The sequence below is a fragment of the Streptomyces sp. NPDC048270 genome (assembly GCF_040652335.1).
In the GTDB taxonomy this organism is placed as follows: domain Bacteria; phylum Actinomycetota; class Actinomycetes; order Streptomycetales; family Streptomycetaceae; genus Streptomyces.
Genome location: NZ_JBEZLV010000044.1, coordinates 25,467 through 43,776, shown reverse-complemented (window position 1 = coordinate 43,776; position 18,310 = coordinate 25,467). Strand labels below are relative to the sequence as shown.

The window sequence follows — 18,310 nt, the reverse complement described above, 5'->3', positions numbered from 1 at the left end:
GTGTTCCACCTGGCTGCCGTGCTCGACGACGGTCTGCTGGTCTCGCAGGACGCGGAGCGTCTGGCCCGGGTCTGGCAGCCCAAGGCCGAAGCCGCCGTTCACCTGCACGAGCTGACGCAGGGTCTGGACCTGGCGGCGTTCGTGCTGTTCTCCTCCGCCGCCGGCGTGCTCGGCGGCGCGGGTCAGAGCAACTACGCGGCCGCGAACACCTTCCTGGACGCCCTCGCCGCCCACCGCCGGGCCAACGGACTCCCCGCGACGAGCCTGTCCTGGGGCCTGTGGCAGCAGGCCGGACAGGGCCTCACCGCCACCCTCGGCCAGGCCGAACTCGGCCGCATGCGCCGCATGGGCATCGGGGCGCTCACCGAGCAGCAGGGCCTCGCGGCCCTCGACACCGCCCTCGGCTCCGCGCACCCGCACCTCGTCCCGGTCAAGCTCGACCTGGTCACCCTGCAACGACGCCCCGACGAACTGCCCGCCCTGCTGCGGGCCCTCGTCCGCGCGCCGAAGAAGCGCGTCGGCAGCGCGGCGAGCGCCCCCTCGGGCCTGCGCGACCAGCTGGCCGCGCAGCCCGAGGCCGAGCGGCTCACCTCGCTGATCCGGCTGGTGCAGCGCGAGGCCGCCGTGGTCCTCGGCATCGCGACCGCCGACGGTATCGGTGCGCAGCAGGTCCTCAAGGAGCTCGGCATCGACTCCCTGATGGCGGTCGAGCTGCGCCGCCGCCTGTCGTCCGAGACCGGGGTCACGCTGCCCTCCACCCTCGCCTTCGACTACCCGACGCCCACCGCCATCGCCGGCCTGCTCCTCGACAAGCTGGACCTGACCACCGGCAAGCCCAAGGCGAAGGCCAACGCGCTCCGCCACACCGCGACCGCCCCGGCGGCCGACGACCCGATCGCGGTCGTGTCGATGGCCTGCCGCCTCCCCGGCGGCATCGACACCCCCGAGGCCTACTGGAACCTGCTCGTCTCGGGCGGCGACGCGATCGGCGAACTGCCCTCGCGCTGGGACAGCCTCGGCGTCTACGACCCCGACCCGGAGGCCGTCGGCAAGAGCTACGCCCACGAGGGCGGCTTCATCGAGGCCGCCGCCGACTTCGACGCCGCCTTCTTCGGCATCTCGCAGCGCGAGGCCCTGTCCATGGACCCGCAGCAGCGCCTCGTCCTGGAGACCGCCTGGGAGGCCCTGGAGCGGGCCGGCATCCGTCCCGGCTCGCTCAGCGAGAGCCGCACCGGCGTCTACCTCGGCGCCATGAGCTCCGACTACGGCGAGCAGGGCCGCGAGCTCGACGCCTTCGACGGGTACGTGAGCACGGGCAACGCCTCCAGCGTGGTCTCCGGCCGCGTCTCGTACGCGCTGGGCCTCCAGGGCCCGGCCGTCACCGTCGACACGGCCTGCTCCTCCTCCCTCGTCTCCCTCCACCTCGCCGCGAGCGCCCTGCGCCAGGGCGAGTGCGAACTCGCCCTCGTGGGCGGCGTCACCGTCATGAGCACGCCCCGGCTGTTCGTGGAGTTCTCCCGCCTCAAGGGCATGGCCCCCGACGGCCGCTGCAAGTCCTTCTCCGCCCTGGCGGACGGCGCGGGCTGGTCCGACGGCGTCGGCATCCTCGTCCTCAAGCGGCTGTCGGCCGCCGAGCGCGACGGCGACCGCGTCCTGGCCGTGATCCGCGGCTCCGCCGTCAACCAGGACGGCCGCAGCCAGGGCCTCACCGCCCCGAACGGCCCGGCTCAGCAGCGCGTCATCCTCGACGCCCTGGAAGCGGCCCGGCTGACCCCCGCCGACATCGACGCCGTCGAGGCGCACGGCACCGGCACCCCGCTCGGCGACCCGATCGAAGCCGGTGCGCTGGCCGAGGTCTTCGGCCCGGACCGGGACGAGGACCGGCCCGTCTACCTGGGCTCCTCCAAGTCCAACATCGGGCACGCGCAGGCCGCCGCCGGTGTCGCGGGCGTCATGAAGATGATCCTCGCCCTCCAGCACGAGACCCTGCCCAAGACCCTCTACGTCGACGAGCCCAGCCCGCACATCGCCTGGGACGGCAGCGGCCTGGAACTCCTCCGGGACGCCCGCCCCTGGGCCCGGGAAGCCGCGCGCACCCGCCGCGCGGGCGTCTCCTCCTTCGGCCTGAGCGGTACGAACGCCCACGTCGTCCTCGAAGAGCCCCCGGCCGCCGCTCCGGCCCCGGCCCCGGCCCCGTCCGCCGCGGCGCCCGGCGCGACCGGCCCGGCCACAGCGACCACAGCGACCACAGCGATCGGAGCAATCGGAGCGACCACAGCGACCGGAGCGACCGAAGCGACCGAAGCGACGGAACCGTCCATAGCGACCCAAGCGACCCAAGCGACCGAGCCGACCCAGACGCGCCAGTCGCCTCAGTCGCCCGAGCCGACCCAGTCGCCCGAGCCGACCCAGACACCCCAGTCGCCCCAGTCGCCCGAGGCGGCCCAGGCCGCCCAGTCGCCCGAGCCGGCCCAGGCGCTCCCCTCGCCCCAGCCGCCCCTTCCCCTGGTCCTCTCCGGCCGCGACGAGGCCGCCCTGCGCAGCCAGGCCGCCCGCTGGGCCGACTGGCTCGAGGGCCGGCCCGAGGTCCCGGTGGCCGAGCTCGCGTACACGGCGGCCCGCCACCGCACGCACTTCGAGCACCGCGCCGCCCTCACCGTGACCGGCACCGGCGAAGCGGTCACCGCGCTGCGCGCCCTCGCCGACGGCCGCACCCCCGCGGGCGCCGCCGAAGGCACCGCCGCCGACGGCCCCCTCGCCGTACTGTTCACCGGCCAGGGCAGCCAGCGCCCCGGCATGGGCCGTGCCCTGCACGCCGCCCTGCCGGTGTTCCGGCAGGCCTTCGACGCGGTCTGCGCCGCGCTCGACCCGCACCTGGACCAGCCGCTGGCCGCGCTCGTCCTCGGCGGCTCCGCACTCGTCCACGAGACCGAGTACGCCCAGCCCGCCCTGTTCGCCGTCGAGACCGCGCTCTTCCGCCAGTGGGAGGCCTGGGGCGTGCGCCCCGCCGCGGTCGCCGGCCACTCCATCGGCGAACTCGCCGCCGCCCACGTCGCCGGAGTCCTCACCCTGGACGACGCGGCCCGCCTGGTCGCCGCCCGCGGCCGCCTGATGCAGGCCTGCGAGCGCGGCGGAGCCATGGCCTCAGTGGAGGCCTCGGAGGCCGAGGTCATCGAGGCCCTCGACACCCTCGAAGTGCGGGCGGGCGCCGCCCAGCGCATCTCGATCGCCGGCATCAACGGGCCCGCGCAGACCGTCGTCAGCGGCGACGAGGCCGCCGTGGCCGACGTCACCGGCTGGTTCACCGAACACGGCCGCCGCACCCGCCGCCTGACGGTCTCGCACGCCTTCCACTCCCCGCACATGGACGCCATGCTCGACGCCTACCGGGAGGTGGCCGAGGGCATCGTCTTCGCGGCCCCGCGGATCCCGGTCGTCTCCACGGTCACCGGCACCCGGATGGGCCCGGACCTGGCGCCGGGCGAAGGCCTGCGCTCCGCCGCCTACTGGGTACGGCAGGTCCGCGACGCCGTGCGCTTCCTCGACGCCGTAGGGACCCTCGAGGCCGACGGCATCGGCCGCCACCTCGAATGCGGCCCCGCCGCCGTCCTGGCCGCCATGGGCGCCAACTGCGTCGCCGAACCCGCCGTGTTCACCGCCTCCCAGCGCGCCCCCAAGGACCCCGACCAGGCCCCGGACGAGGTCCGCGCCCTCATCGAGGCCCTCGGCGCGCTGCACGTCAGCGGCCAGGAACCCGACTGGGAGCAGGTGTTCACCGACCGGCCCGCCCCGGCCCGCGCGGCCGAACTGGCCGCCGGCCTGCCCACGTACGCCTTCCAGCGCGAGCGCTTCTGGCTCGAGCCGGCCCGCGGCAGCGCCCGCGGCGCCCGCGACACCGGTCTCGTACCGGCCGGGCACCCCTGGCTCGCCGCCGTCCTGACGCTCGCCGACGGCGAGGGCCAGCTGCTCTCCGGCCGGCTCTCGCTCGCCGACCACCCCTGGCTGGCCGACCACGCCGTCTTCGGCAGCGTCCTCGTGCCCGGCACCGGCCTGCTCGACCTCGCACTGGCCGCCGCCCGGGCCGTCGGCTCCGAGCGGGTCGCCGAACTCACCCTCGCCCAGCCGCTCGTCCTCGCCACCGGCGAACCGTTGCGGCTCCAGGTCAAGGTCGGCGCCCCGGATCCCGAAGGACGGCGGAAGATCGCCGTCCACAGCCAGCCGGAGGCCTCCGCCGACCCGGCCGCCTGGACCCTGCACGCCTCCGGCGAACTCGCCGACGACCCCGCCGCCGAAACCCCCGAGGGGCTCGCCGAACTGGCCCACTGGCCCGTCCCGGGAGCCGAGCCGATCGCACTCGACGGCTTCTACGAGCAGCTCGGCGGCGAGGGCCTCGCCTACGGCCCCGCCTTCCGCGGCCTGACCGCCCTCGCCCGCCAGGGCGACGTCGCCTACGGCCACGTCACCCTGCCCGAGCCGCTGCGCCAGGGCGTCGACGGCCACGGAGTGCACCCCGCGCTCCTGGACGCGGCCCTGCACGTCCTGGCCGGCGTCACCCCCGGATCCGAGCAGCCCGAGGGCACCGTGCTGCTCCCCTTCGCCTGGACCGACGTCACCCTGTACGCCACGGACAGCACCGAACTGCGCGTCCGCATCGCCCTGGACCCGCGGGAGCCCGCGGGCGACGCGCGGTCCGCGGCCGCCGGCATCGGCGCGAGCGTCCTGGTCACCGACGCCACCGGCGAGCCCGTCCTGTCGGGCGCGCTCCAGATCCGGCAGGCCTCCGCCGAGCAGCTGAAGGTCACCCGCTCCGAGGGCGACCACCTCTACCGCGTCGACTTCCAGCCGGTGGCCGAGCCCGCCCAGGCCGCCCCGCAGCCCGCGACCACCCTGGTGATCGGCGGCACCGGAGCCCTCGCCGAGACCCTCGGCGCCACCTGGTCGGCGGGCCCCGAGCCGCTGCTCGCCGACGGGCCCGCCCCCGAGCGCATCGTCATCGACGCGACCACCACCGGTCCGGCCGACGCCGCCGAGCCGGCCACCCTGGCCGCGCTGGACCTCGTACAGCACCTGCTCACCGAGAAGACCGCGGAATCCGAGCTGGTGTGGATCACCCGCGACGCCGTCGCGGCCCGCCCCGAGGACACCGTGTCCGACCTCGCCCACGCCCCGCTGTGGGGCCTGGTGCGGGCCGTCCGCGGCGAGGTCCCCGACCGCACCCTGCGCCTGGTCGACCTCGATACCGCCACCCCCGACCGGGAGGTCCTCGCCGCCGCCCTCGCGACCGGCGACGAGCCCGAACTGGCCCTGCGCGGCGGCGCCCTGTTCGCCCCGCGGCTCGTGCGCACCACCCGCGCCGCGGCCGCCCACGGCGGCGAGGCCCTCACCCCGCCCGCCGGCGACGGACCCTGGCACCTGGACATCCGCGAGAAGGGCAGCATCGACAGCCTCGAACTCGTCGCCGTCCCGCCGGCCGGCCCGCTCGGCCCCCACGAGGTACGCGTCGCCGTCCGCGCCGCGGGCATGAACTTCCGCGACGTCCTCAACGCGCTCGGCATGGTCGCCACGCCCAAGCTGGGCCTGGAGTTCGCCGGCACCGTCCTCGAGACCGGATCCGCCGTCACCCACCTGCGGCCGGGCGACCGGGCCATGGGCCTCGCGCTCGGCGCCTTCGGCACCGAGGTCCGCGGCGACGGCCGCCTGATGGCCGAGCTGCCCGACACCCTCACCTTCGAGGAGGGCGCGACGATCCCGCTCGCCTTCCTCACCGCGTACTACGCCCTCACCGACCTCGGAGCGCTGCGCCCCGGCGAGAAGCTCCTCGTCCACGCCGCCGCCGGCGGCGTCGGCATGGCCGCCGTGCAGCTCGCCCACCACCTGGGCGCCGAGGTCTACGGAACGGCCAGCCACCCCAAGTGGGACGCGCTGCGCGCCCTCGGACTGCCCGACGAGCGCATCGCCTCCTCCCGCGACACCGCCTTCGAGCAGCGGTGGCTGACCGCCACCGGCGGCGCCGGCTTCGACGCCGTGCTGAACTCCCTCGCCGGGGAGTTCACCGACGCCTCGCTGCGGCTGCTGCCGCACGGCGGCCGCTTCCTGGAGATGGGCAAGACCGACATCCGCGAAGCCGCCGCCGTCGCCGCCGCCCACCCGGGCGTCGCCTACAGCGCCTTCGACCTGATGTCGCTGGAGCCCGAGCACCTGCACCGCATGCTCACCGAGCTGTCCGCCCTGCTCGCCGACCGGGTGATCATTCCGCTGCCCTACCTCGCCTACGACGTACGGGAGGCCCCCGCGGCCTTCCGCCACATGGCGCAGGGCCGCCACACCGGCAAGCTGGTCCTGACCACCGGCCGGACCCTCGACCCGGAAGGCGTGGTCCTGCTCACCGGCGGCACCGGCGAGCTCGGCCGCGACCTGGCCGCGCACCTGGTCGCCGAACACGGAGTCCGCCACCTCGTCCTGACCTCCCGCCAGGGCATGGCCGCCCCCGGCGCGCAGGACCTGGTGGCCGAACTCGAAGCCGCCGGCGCGGCCGGCGTGCGCATCCTGGCCTGCGACGTCTCGGACCGCGACGCGGTGGCCGGCCTGCTCGCCGAGGCCGGCGGCGAGCGCCCGCTGACGGGCGTGGTGCACCTCGCGGCCGTGATCGACGACGGCGTCGTGCACAACCAGACGCCCGAGCGGTTCGCCCGCGTCCTCGCCCCCAAGCTGGCGGGAGCCCGGCACCTGCACGAGCTCACCCGCGAGCTCGACCTGGCCGCCTTCGTCCTGTTCTCCTCGGTCGCCGGCACCCTCGGCTCGCCGGGCCAGTCCAACTACGGCGCCGCGAACGCCTTCCTGGACGCCCTCGCCGCCCACCGGCACAAGCTCGGCCTGCCCGCCACCAGCCTCGCCTGGGGCCTGTGGGCGCAGGGCGGCGCCGGAATGACCGCGCAGCTCGGCGAGGCGGAACTCGCCCGGATGCGCCGCCAGGGCGCCCAGGCCCTCACCGCCGCCGAGGGCCTCGCCCTCTTCGACGCGGCCCTGGCCCGCCCCGAACCGCACCTGGTGCCGCTCAAGCTCGACACGGCCCGCCTCGCCTCCGACGACTCCGGGGCGCGCCCGCCGGCCCTGCTGCGGGCCCTGGTCCGTACGCAGCCCAGGAAGGCCAAGGAGGCCGCCGAGCGCGGTTCGGCCTTCCGGGACCGGCTGGCCGCGCTGCCCGGCGAGGAACGCGAGGCGGAACTGCGCAAGTTCGTCCAGCAGGAGGTGACCGCGGTCCTCGGCCTGTCCGGCAGCGTCCCGCTCGACAAGCCCATGCGGGAGTTCGGCTGGGACTCCCTGATGGCCGTCGAGCTCAAGAACCGCCTCGCCCGCCACACGCAGGTGGCCGTGCCCAACACGCTCGCCTTCGACTACCCCACGCCGCGCGCCATCGCCGGATACCTGCACGGCAAGCTCTCCTTCGACGGCGCCGGCGGCGCACCGCAGACCGCGGCCGCCTCCGACACCCCGCCGCAGGACCCGGCCCAGGCCGCCCAGTGGGCGGTGGCCCGGATCGGCGCCGAACGGCTGCGCCAGAGCGGCCTGCTGGACCGGCTGCTGGAACTGGCCGCACCCGCCACCGCCACGGCCGAGGCCCCGGCCGACGCCTTGCAGACCGCCCAGGAACTGACCGACGACGAGATGGACGCGGCCCTGGACGCCGTCCTCGGCGGCATCTGACCCCCGAGGGCCGGCCTCCCCCCGGGCCGGCCCCCGGGTCCCCCCACCCCCGCTCGCCGGGATTGATTGCAGGAGGTATGTATGACTGACAAGTCGTTCGACGGTGGCGTTGCAGAAGATGCCAAGGAGAAGTTCCGCGCTGCTCTGGAGCGCAAGTCCAACGCATCGCGCGCCCGCACGGCTCACGAAGAGGGCCGGATGAAGGTGAAGAACATGAGCGGTTCGTCCGGCCAGAAGCGGTACTTCCGCAGGAAGACCGGCTGATCCGGTCCTGCTCACCCCCCCCAGGGGCCGCCGCGGTCCATTCCACTGGATGGACCGCGGCGGCCCTTGTGGTTTGCCCGCGATATCCACTGGAATTCTGCTTGGTGCGCCTCTACTGGAGCCGGAATCCCGGTGCGCCGTGGTCCGTGCGCCGTACGCCGTGCGACGGCGCCGGGCGCAAAGGGAAAAGGCTGCCGCGGGCCTCCTGGGGGGAGGTCCGCGGCAGCCTCGGCAGCGCGGCGGGAAAGCAGGGTGTCACCCGGTCTTGCGCCGGAAGTACCGCTTCTGCCCGGCCGGGCCGGTCATGCCGGGTCGGGCACGAGACCGTCGGCGGTGAGGTCCGTCCGCTCGGTCTTCCCGGCGGGCCCGGCCTCCGCGTCCGCCGGCTTGCTGCGGGGCAGCAGCGGGGCGAGGGCCGCGGTCAGCAGGAACGCGGCGACGTTGTACCAGAGGGTGACGGAGACGGCGGAGCTGAAGTCGGCGGCTCGCGCCGCGGCCGTCCCCGCGAGGTCCGGGTCCACGAGCCCGAAGAGGACGGCCCCGACGACCGCGATGCCGATCGCGGCACCGAACTGGGTGGCGGCGTTGACCACGCCGGACCCGGCGCCCGCGTCCTTGGGGGGCAGGTCACCGAGCACGGCCGTGGCGAGGATGGGCGTGCTCAACCCCATGCCCAGTCCCATGAGGAAGGCCGTGCCGGCCACGTACTGCCACGTCAGTCCGGCGCCCTGGGTGTGCACGACGCCGATCGCGGCCAGGGAGCTCAGCGCCATGATGAGGGCGCCCGCCGCCACGAACAGGCGTCCCCGGGTGGCCCCGAAGCGCCAGCCGAGCTGGAACGTGGCGACGATGCCCAGCGGCCACGCCGCGATGGCGAGTGCCGTGTCGCCCACCGACCAGCCCAGACCGAACTGGAGGTGGTAGGTGAGCACGAAGGAGAACGAGCTGATGCCGGTGAACGCGAGCAGGGTCACGACCAGGCCGGCGGAGAAGGAGCGGTGGCGGAACAGGGCGGGGGACACCAGAGCGGAGCCGTTCTTCGCCTGCCTCCTGCGCTCGTGGACCACGAACGCGAGGAACAGCGGCACCGAGGCGGCCAACAGCACGAACATCCAGGCGGGCCAGCCCTGTTCGCGGCCCTGGACGAGCGGGAACATCAGGCCCAGGGAGGCCGCGGTCAGCAGGACCACGCCGGGCATGTCGAGCTGCGGGCGCTCGTCGGCGCGGAAGGAGGGCAGCGACCGGGCTCCGAGGATCAGCGCGAGAATCCCGATCGGGACGTTGACGAAGAACACCGTCCGCCAGCCGAGGCCCATCAGGTCGAGGTCGGTGAGCAGACCGCCCAGCAGCGGTCCCCCGATGCTGCCGAGGCTGAGCAGACCGCCCACCAGACCGGCGGCCAGGGCCCACTCCTTGCGGTCGAACGTCCTGACGATGACGGCCATGACCTGGGGAAGCATGAGGGCGGCCATGAACCCCTGCATGAAGCGGCCGGCGACCAGCATGCCCGGGGAGACGGCCAGACCGCACAGGGCGGACGCCACGGTGAACAGGGCGACACCGGTCATGAAGACCCGTTTGGCCCCGAAGATGTCACCGAGGCGCCCTCCGGTGATCAGGAACATGGCGAAGGCGAGGGCATAGCCGGCCATGGTCCACTGAGCGGAGGCGAAGCCGATCTCCATGTCCCGCTGGATGCTGGGCAGGGCGACGGTGACGATGTTGGCGTCGAGGCCGTCGAGGAATGAGGCGGTGCCGAGTACGCCCAGGGCGACCCATCGCGCGCGTCCGGACTGTGCTGTGTCTGTCACGTGATCAGCTCCTGGGAGAAGGGTGGGGGGTGGGGCCGTCCCGCCGGACCTGCCGCGCGGAGCTGCCGCCGTGCCGCCGCCCGAGGGCGGCGGCAAGTCGGGTTCACACCTCGAAGACGGCGCTCGCCCAGCTCATGCCGCGTCCGACGGCGGCCAGGGCGACGTGGTCGCCCTGCCGGAGGGCGTTGTCCTCGACGTCCCGGGCCAGGGCGAACAGCGGGTCGGCGGCACCGAGGTGCCCGTAGTCCTCGGCGAGCGGCAGGTTGGTGCGCTCCGCGGGGAAGTCCAGGGCCGCGACGAGCCCTGCCATCGCCGGCTGGTTGTCGAAGGGCAGGTTGAGCCGGGCCAGGTCGGTGAAATCGACATCGGCCCGCTTGCAGGCGCGTTCCACGACGAGCCGGTACTGGTTGCGGGAGTGGGTGCCGAAGGCGGAGATCTTCTCGTGGTCGTCGCCGAAGTACTCCTTCACCTCTGCGATGCCCCGTACTCTCGGTGCGCCGCCCGCCGCGCCGGGCGTCCCGAAGGGGGCCGCCGCGCCTCCCGCGTCGAGGCGGAAGAAGTCGGCGTAGGTGCCGTCCGTGGTGATGTCGCTCGCGCGCCAGCGCAGCCGGTCGTGACCGCGGCGGGCGACCGCCGCGACCGCACCGTCCGAGAAGCAGCCCGCCCCCGTCTCCAGCCGGTTCCAGTAGGGCTCGGCGACGCGGCTGGCCGCGACCACCACGGCCGTCCGGTACTCGGGATGGGTGGCGAACTTCCCGGCGACCAGGTCGAACGCGGCGACGCCCGACGAGCACGCCTGGGTCAGCAGGACCGCCTCCGCGCCGTCGGCGCCGAGCCGGTGCAGGAGGCTCGCCGCCGCGTCCCAGTACAGGTACTCGGTGATGTCGGTGACCGCGAGGACCAGCAGGTCGATGTCGCCGGCGTCCGTGCCGGCGGCGTCCAGCGCCTTCCGTACGGCCCGGTACGACAGGTCCGTCAGACCCACCCCTTCGGGACACCGGTGCATGTAGCGGCTCGCGTAGGTGCGGACCCGCTCGATGTCCTCGGTGTACTCGGCGGCGACGTCCAGCACCGGTACCTCGTCGCCGAGTTCGTAGCCGAGCGCCATCAGGCCGAAGCTCATGTGTTCTCCTTGTCTGGGGCCCCTCCGGGCCGTGCCGCTACCAGGTGACCGGCAGCCGGTGCACGCCGTAGATGGCCATGTCGGTGCACAGGGGTATCTCCTCGGCCGGAACAGCCATCCGCAGGCGCGGGAACCGGCGCAGCAGGCCGGCGTACGCGATCCGCAGCTCGACCCGTGCGAGATGGTGTCCGAGGCACTGGTGCACGCCGTGCCCGAACGACAGCTGGCCGCCCGGCTTCCGCCCGGGGTCGAACTGCTCCGGGTCGCCGTCGAAGCGCCGCGGATCGCGGTTCGCGGCCGACAGGGAGAGCACGAGGCACTCACCGGCCGAGATCCGGACGCCGCCCAGGTCGACGTCGGTCAGCGCGGTCCGCATCAGCCCCGCCCGGAAGAGCGGGAGGTACCGCAGCAGTTCCTCGACGGCGCCGTCGAGGAGGTCCGGGTCGGCCCTCAGCCGGTCCCACTGGTCCGGATGGCTCAGCAGGGTGTAGACGCCGAGTCCGAGCATGCTCGCCGTGGTCTCGTGGCCGGCGATCAGCACCACCAGCGCCACGGTCGCGATCTCCTGGTCGGAGAGCTCGTTCCCTTCGATCAGGCCGCTGATCAGGTCCGCCCCTGGCGCCGCGCGTCTGCGCGGCACGAGCCCGCCGAGGTAGGCGAGCATGCCGGCGTACGCGCCGTGGGTCTCCTCCTGCGTGGAGTCCAGCCGGAAGAAGGTGGCCACGTCGTGACGGAACATGTCCTGCTCGGCGTACGGCACGCCGAGGATCTCGCAGATCAGCAGCGTCGGGATCGGGACGGCGAACTCGGCGACGAGGTCGGCTCCGCGCCCCGCCGCCTCCAGCGCGTCCAGCCGCTGCTCGACGATCTCCTCGATCCGGGGCGCCAGTTCCCTGATCCGTCGCGCCGTGAAGTGCTTGGTGAGGAGCTTGCGGTAGCGGGTGTGCTCCGGTGGGTCCATACCGATGAACTGGCCGGGCTCCGCGGGTGTGATCCGCTCCGTGCCGAACGGGTGGTCGAAGGCGGCGTGGTGGTGCAGTTCCTGCCGTGCGCTGAACCTCTGGTCGGCGAGGACGGACCGCACCAGGGAGTGGCTGGTGACCAGCCAGCCCCTGTGCCCGTCCGGGAACAGCATCGGGGTGACGGGGTCCCGCTCCCGGAACACCCCCAGTGCGAGGGGCGGGTCGAGAGGTGAGGGCCGCTCCGTGGGCAGCTTGACGGGCTGGCACAGGGTGTTGCGCACGTGCTACTCCATCTCTCTGGCATCTCGGAGGCCCCTCCAGCTTCGCGGCGAGCCCTGGACACGCGCTCGAGCCGGCCTTGAGCGGCGCCGCCGGGTCGGCGTCTTCGCCCCCGTCGCCCTCCCCGGCCCGCTCCTGCCCGCCTCGAAGACCCCTCAGGCCGCGCCGGAGGCGCCGTCCGCCGAGCCCGCCGGGCAGGCCGAGCCGCCCGCCGCGAAGGACCGTCTGCTCCTTGACTCCGCCTGGCCGGCAAATGGCGAATTCCATTGCCTGGGATTGGTAATGCGGGGTCGTCATTCCAGTGGTTCTGTGCCAGACTTTTTCTGTCGATTGATTGCAGGAGGTACGTATGACTGACAAGTCGTTCGACGCTGGCGTTGCAGAAGATGCCAAGGACAAGTTCCGCGCTGCACTGGAGCGCAAGTCCAACGCATCGCGCGCCCGCACGGCTCATGAAGAGGGCCGTATGAAGGTGAAGAACATGAGCGGTTCATCCGGTCAGAAGCGGTATTTCCGCAGGAAGACCGGCTGACTCCGCCGGGCTCACCCCCAGGGGCCGCCGCGGTCCATTCCACTGGAATGGACCGCGGCGGCCTTTTTGGTGCGCCTGTAGATGCGTCCGCAATATCCACTGGAATTCTGCTTGAGTATGGCTCGCATTTCGCTTGGATTTCGCTGGTGAATGGTGGCCGGAACGACCAGTTCCGGCCATGATCGAAGTCGTCTGTGAGTCATTCCGTACGCATTCCCGTGCGGAACCCGAGCCCGGCTGTAGCGCCCGCAACGATCCTGGAGTGTCCGGCACCAGGCGCTTTGGTGCCACCGTGTCGAAAGGGGCTCCCCATGAGCATCGTCGAGGAACGTCCGCTGCTGACCGCCCCGGCGGTGCGCGGCACCCCTGCCGGGCAGCGCCCCGCGGCCGCGGGCGCGGCGGACGCACGCCGTACGGACGGCGCGGCTCGTCCGGGCGGCGCGGACCGCAGCGCGGCCGCGGCCCGAGTCGAGCCCGCGGCCCGAGTCGAGGCCGCGGCCCGAGTCGAGGCCGCGGACCGCACCGAGGCCGCGGACCGGACGGACCGCGCGAACGCCCCCGCGGGCGCCGCTCCTTCCGTGGCGGCCGCCGGGGAGGACGACTCGCTGGCCCTCGCCATGGCCTCGATCCGCATCGCCCGCGGCAACCCCACCGCCGAGGAGATCGCGGCCCTCGCCGTGCTCCTCGCGGCCCGCCTGCGGGGGCGCCGCGACGCCCGGCAGTCCGCACCCTCCGCCGCGCGGACCCGCACCCTCCCGTCCCCGCCCTGCCCGCCGTTCCGCGCCCCGGGCGCCTGGGCCTCGTAGCGGCCCCGGCTGTCGACGTAGCGTTCACTGGCAGGCCAATGCAACGAACAGGCATCTGACGTTGCGTTGAAAGCATAGATGATTGCAACGATAAGAGGCTGTTGACCTGCACTAATGCTCTCCAAACGCAACGAATATGTTGCCACGTTCAGAAAGGCTACGTAGCGTTTCTCTCGTAAGAAACAAACACGCAGTCAGGAGAGCATCATGCAGAAGTTCGACACCCCCGCCCCCGTCTCCGCCGTCCTCGACATCCCCGCGGGCCGCATCCGCCTCATCGCGGCCGACCGGGCCGACACCACCGTCGAGATCCTGCCGGCGGACGCCTCCAAGGGCCGCGACGTGAAGGCCGCGGAGCAGACCGAGGTCGCCTACGCCGACGGCGTCCTGCGGATCACCACCCCGGCGAAGAACCAGCTCCTGGGCGCCTCCGGAGCCGTCGAGGTGACCGTCCGGCTGCCCGCCGGCTCCCGCGTCGAGGCGAAGGCCGCCGGCGCCGAACTCCGGGGCGTCGGACGGCTCGGCGACGTCACCTTCGAGAGCGCCGAGGGCGCGGTCAAGCTCGACGAGACCGCGAGCGCCCGCCTCACCCTCCTCGCCGGCGACGTCTCGGTCGGCCGCCTGGGCGGCCCCGCCGAGATCAGCACCGCACACGGCGACATCCGGATCGACGAGGCCGTGCGCGGCACGGTCGTCCTGCGCACCCAGGCCGGCGACGTGTCGGTCGGCGCCGCCCGCGGAGTCAGCGCCTCCCTCGACGCCGGCACCTCCCTCGGCCGCATCAGCAACGCGCTCAAGAACACCGACGGCGCCGCCGACCTGGCCATCCACGCCACCACCGCCCACGGCGACATCACCGCCCGCAGCCTCTGAGGGCCCGGCCGACACCGAGGAAGGGGAACGGGAATGACCACCACCGAGGACTACCAGGCCGCCGAGCAGCTCCTGCGCCGGTCCGCCCGCCCCGGCGAGCTCGTCACGGGCGACAAGGTCAGGCCGCAGTGGACCGACGGAGGCGCCCGTTTCCGGTACGCGGTGGGCAACGGCTCCGGCAGCCGGTTCGTACGGGTCGACCCGGCGGCGGGCACCCGCGAGCCCGCCTTCGACCACACCCGGCTCGCCGCCGCGCTGGCCGCCGCCTCCGGACAGCGGGTCGACCCCGGCGCCCTGCCGTTCACCGCCGTCGAACTGGTCGGCGACGCCGTCGAGTTCGCGGCGTTCGGCGGGTACTGGCGCTGCCGCCTGGACGGCTACGCCTGCGAGCCGGCCGAGTTCACCCCGCCGGGCAACCCCCTGGAGGTGCCCTCACCCGACGGGAAGACCGCCGTCTCCCGCCGGGGGCACGACCTGTGGGCGCGCTCGCCGGCCGACGGCCGCGCGTGGGCGCTGACCACCGACGGCGCCCCCGGCCACCAGTACGGCACCGGCCCGGACTGCACGGCCAACGCCACCCTGCTCCGCAAGATCGGCCTGCCCCACCTGCCGCCCGCGGTCGCCTGGTCGCCCGACTCGACGAAGGTGCTGGCGCACCGGACCGACGAGCGCGACGTCCGCCTGACCCACCTCGTGGAGGCCCGGCCCGCCGACGGCGGCGCCCCCCGCCTGCACACCCAGCGCTACGCCTACGCCGGGGACGCGCACATGCCGCTGGCCGAGCTGGTCGTACTGGACGTGGCCGCCGGCACGGTGGTCCGCGCCCAGGCCGAGCCGCTGCTCATGCCCCAACTGTCGCCGATCACGGCCAAGTGGGCGTGGTGGGCCCCGGACGGCTCGGCGGTCTACTACCTCGGCCGGCCCCGGGACCTGCGCACGCTCACCCTGTACCGGCTCGACCCGGCCACCGGCGAGGTCACCGCGGTGCTCGGCGAGACCGCGGCCACCCGCGTCGAGCCCCACCAGTCGATGTACGAGGAGCCGCTCGTACGGGTGCTGGCCGACGAAGTGCTGTGGTACTCGCAGCGCGACGGCTGGGGCCACCTGTACCGGTACGACCTGCACACCGGCGCGCTGCTCGGGCAGGTCACCTCCGGGCCGTGGGCGGTGCACCGGATCCTGCGCGTCGACGAGGCGCGGCGGGTGGTGTACTTCACCGCCTCCGGGCTGGTCGACGAGGACCCCTACCGGCGCACGGTGTGCCGGACCGCCCTGGACGGCTCCGGCTTCACCCGGCTCACGGACGACGAGCTGGACCACGTCGTCACCCTGCCGCCCGGCGGCGACTACTTCATCGACTCCGCGTCCACCGTCGACACCCCGCCCGTGACCCGCGTCCGCGACTGGGACGGGCGGGTGCTCGTCGAACTGGAACGCGCCGACATCGGCAGGCTCACCGCCATCGGCTGGACCCCGCCGGAACGCTTCCGCGTCAAGGCCGCCGACGGCGTGACGGACCTCTACGGAGTGCTGTACCGGCCGCGCGGATTCGACCCCGCCCAGCACTACCCGGTCGTCGACAGCCTCTACCCCGGCCCCCAGGTCAACCGCGTCGCCCCCGGCTTCGACCCCGGCGGCATGGGCCTCGACGCCGAACCCCTCGCAGCCCTGGGCTTCGTGGTGGTGGCGCTGGACGGGCGGGGCACCCCCGGGCGGAGCAAGTCCTTCCACGACGCCTCCTACGGGCGCCTGGCCGACGCGGGCTGCCTGGCCGACCACGTCGCGGCGCTGCGGCAGCTGGCCGGCACCCGGCCGTGGATGGACCTGGACCGGGTGGGCGCGTTCGGCCACTCCGGCGGCGGGTTCGCCGCCGCCCGGGCCATGCTGGACTTCCCCGACGTGTACAAGGCGGGGGTCGCCCTCTCCGGCTCGCACGACGCCCGCTTCTTCAACCTCGGCTTCGTGGAGGCCTACGACGGCGCGGACAACCCGGAGGCCTGGGCCCGCACCTCCAACGCGGACCTCGCGGACCGGCTGGCGGGCAGACTGCTGCTCGTCCACGGCGAGATGGACGACCAGGTGCACCCGCAGCACACGCTGCGGCTGGCCGACCGGCTCATCGCCGCGGGCAAGGACGTCGAACTGCTCATCGTGCCCGGCGCCGAGCACACCTTCATCGACTGCCTGGCCTACGTCCGCGGGCGCTGCTGGGACTTCCTGGTGCGCGAGCTGACGGGCACCCCGCCCCCCGGCCACCGCCCCGCCCCCATCGCCATCGGCCCCGAACTGCTCGCCGAGATGTTCGCCTGAGCACGCGCCCCGCACCCGCGAACGCGCACGCCGCGGGGCCCGGCCTCCCGGCCGGGCCCCGCGGCGCATGGGGCGGGGAGCCGTCAGGCCCCCGCCCCGGAGTCCGCACCCGGCCGGATCAGCAGCGCGGCCAGCAGCGCGACACCCGCGCACACCGCGCCCGCCGTGAAGCCCAGGGACATCCCCGACCGCGAGGCCACCGCCACCAGCATCGCCAGGCCCAGCGAACCGCCCAGCGTCTGCACGGCGTTGAGCATGCTGGAGGCCGCGCCGGCGTCCCCGCGCCGCAGCCCGGACGTCGCCAGCACCGTCGGCGGGATCACACAGCACGCCATGCCCGCACCCAGCAGGAGCAGCGGCGGCAGGATCCCGCCCGCGTACGAGGAGCCCGGCCCGAGCTGCGACAGCCACAGGTTGCCGGTGAGCAGCAGGGCGGCGCCGCCCGCCATCAGATAGCGCGGCCCGAGCTGCCGCTCCAGCCGTACGGCCGCCCACGCCATCACCGCCATCGTCGCCGCGAGCGGCGTGAGCGCGACCGCGGCGCCCAGCGGGCCGTAGCCCGCCTCCTGCTGGAAGTACCGGTTCAGGAAGAAGTACGCACCCATGATCGAACCCGGCACGGCCAGCGTCCCCACGTACGCGAGGACCCGGTTGCGGGACCGGAACAGGTGAAGCGAGACGATCGGATGCGCCGCCCGCCGCTCGACCCCCGCGAACACCGAGAAGAGCACCGCGGCGCCCGCCACGCACACCAGCGCCCGCACATCGCCCAGGCCCTGCTCGGCCGCCCGCGCCAGCCCGTAGACCAGCGCGGCCGCGCCCACCGCCGACAGCAGCGCGCCCGCCACGTCGAACCGGCCCGGGTTGCGGCGCGTCTCCGTGATCGCCACCGGCCCGAGCACCAGGATCAGCACGCCGAGCGGCACGTTCAGCAGCAGTTCCCAGCGCCAGGAACTCAGGCTGGACAGCGTCCCGGCCAGCAGCAGGCCGCCGGCCGTACTGACCGCCCCGGCCGCGGTGCACACGGCGATCGCGCGCTTGCGCGGCGCCCCCTCCTCGAACATGCTCAGCACCAGGGCGAGTCCGCTCGGCGCGGCCAGCGCCGCCCCGATGCCCTGCACCACCCGGATCACGGTGAGCAGTTCGACACTCGACGCGAGCCCGCGCACGGCGGCCGCCGCCGTGAACAGGGCCACGCCGGTGAGGAACACCCGCCGCCGCCCGAGGATGTCGCCGGCCCTGCCGCCGAGCAGCAGCAGACCGCCGAAGGCGAGCAGGTAGGCGTTCAGCACCCACGATGAACCGACGTCCGACAGCCCGAGATCGGCGCGCATGCCGGGCAGGGCGATGTTCACGATGGCGTCGTCGAGCTGGATCATCGCGTTGCACGAGGCGATGACGACGAGGGCGAGCGCCGGCCGCGGCCGGCGGGTCTTGGGCGCGGGCGGTGCCGCCACGCGCGGTTCGAGCACGGGCGCGGACATGGCCAGCCTCCTGAGCACGGCAAACAGATTCCCGACACTCTCCCGCCGCTCCCTGGAGATCCCGCTGAGCGGGGCCGGAGGCCTCCCGTCCGCCGCGCGCCCCGAAAACGCGTGGGCAGCCGGAGGGGCCGTGAGTACGTTGCGCGTATGGATCACAAGGAC

The 18,310-nt window shown here is 74.0% G+C and carries 10 protein-coding genes; 6 read left to right on the top strand and 4 right to left on the bottom strand.

Going from position 1 to position 18,310, the window contains the following annotated elements:
- Together AB0D66_RS29070 and AB0D66_RS29065 are read left to right on the top strand one after the other, a co-directional pair.
- Entirely contained in the window at positions 1-7,704 is a 7,704-nt protein-coding gene (locus AB0D66_RS29070) for an SDR family NAD(P)-dependent oxidoreductase (RefSeq protein ID WP_362309775.1), read from the top strand.
- Between the two features lie 81 nt (positions 7,705-7,785).
- A complete protein-coding gene (locus AB0D66_RS29065; RefSeq protein WP_107489046.1) occupies positions 7,786-7,968 on the top strand; it encodes a DUF5302 domain-containing protein in 183 nt (60 codons plus the stop codon).
- A gap of 302 nt (positions 7,969-8,270) precedes the next feature.
- Here AB0D66_RS29065 and AB0D66_RS29060 read toward each other — a convergent pair whose 3' ends face one another.
- The 3 genes from AB0D66_RS29060 to AB0D66_RS29050 form a co-directional block, all read right to left on the bottom strand.
- On the bottom strand, positions 8,271-9,779 hold the full coding sequence (locus AB0D66_RS29060; protein ID WP_362309772.1) for an MFS transporter: 1,509 nt from the start codon (positions 9,777-9,779) through the stop codon (positions 8,271-8,273).
- A gap of 103 nt (positions 9,780-9,882) precedes the next feature.
- Positions 9,883-10,902: a 3-oxoacyl-[acyl-carrier-protein] synthase III C-terminal domain-containing protein gene (locus AB0D66_RS29055; protein ID WP_362309768.1), complete on the bottom strand. Its 1,020-nt coding sequence runs from the start codon at positions 10,900-10,902 to the stop codon at positions 9,883-9,885.
- A gap of 37 nt (positions 10,903-10,939) precedes the next feature.
- A complete protein-coding gene (locus tag AB0D66_RS29050; RefSeq protein ID WP_362309765.1) occupies positions 10,940-12,145 on the bottom strand; it encodes a cytochrome P450 in 1,206 nt (401 codons plus the stop codon).
- A gap of 347 nt (positions 12,146-12,492) precedes the next feature.
- Here AB0D66_RS29050 and AB0D66_RS29045 point away from each other — a divergent pair, with 347 nt between their 5' ends.
- From AB0D66_RS29045 to AB0D66_RS29030, 4 genes are all read left to right on the top strand, one after another.
- Positions 12,493-12,675: a DUF5302 domain-containing protein gene (locus AB0D66_RS29045; protein ID WP_362309762.1), complete on the top strand. Its 183-nt coding sequence runs from the start codon at positions 12,493-12,495 to the stop codon at positions 12,673-12,675.
- 311 nt (positions 12,676-12,986) lie between these two features.
- Positions 12,987-13,481 carry an acyl-CoA carboxylase epsilon subunit gene (locus AB0D66_RS29040; protein WP_362309760.1) on the top strand — a complete coding sequence of 165 codons (495 nt, stop codon included), beginning with the start codon at positions 12,987-12,989 and terminating at the stop codon, positions 13,479-13,481.
- Between the two features lie 207 nt (positions 13,482-13,688).
- Positions 13,689-14,354, top strand: coding sequence for a DUF4097 family beta strand repeat-containing protein (locus AB0D66_RS29035; RefSeq protein WP_362309758.1), 666 nt, complete (start codon positions 13,689-13,691; stop codon positions 14,352-14,354).
- 33 nt (positions 14,355-14,387) lie between these two features.
- Positions 14,388-16,664: a DPP IV N-terminal domain-containing protein gene (locus tag AB0D66_RS29030; protein ID WP_362309755.1), complete on the top strand. Its 2,277-nt coding sequence runs from the start codon at positions 14,388-14,390 to the stop codon at positions 16,662-16,664.
- Positions 16,665-16,747: 83 nt separating this feature from the next.
- On the opposite strand, the gene AB0D66_RS29025 is transcribed toward AB0D66_RS29030, so the two are convergent.
- The gene (locus AB0D66_RS29025; protein WP_362309753.1) at positions 16,748-18,148 is read right to left on the bottom strand and encodes an MFS transporter; all 1,401 of its coding nucleotides are present in this window, start codon (positions 18,146-18,148) and stop codon (positions 16,748-16,750) included.
- Positions 18,149-18,310 lie beyond the last annotated feature (162 nt).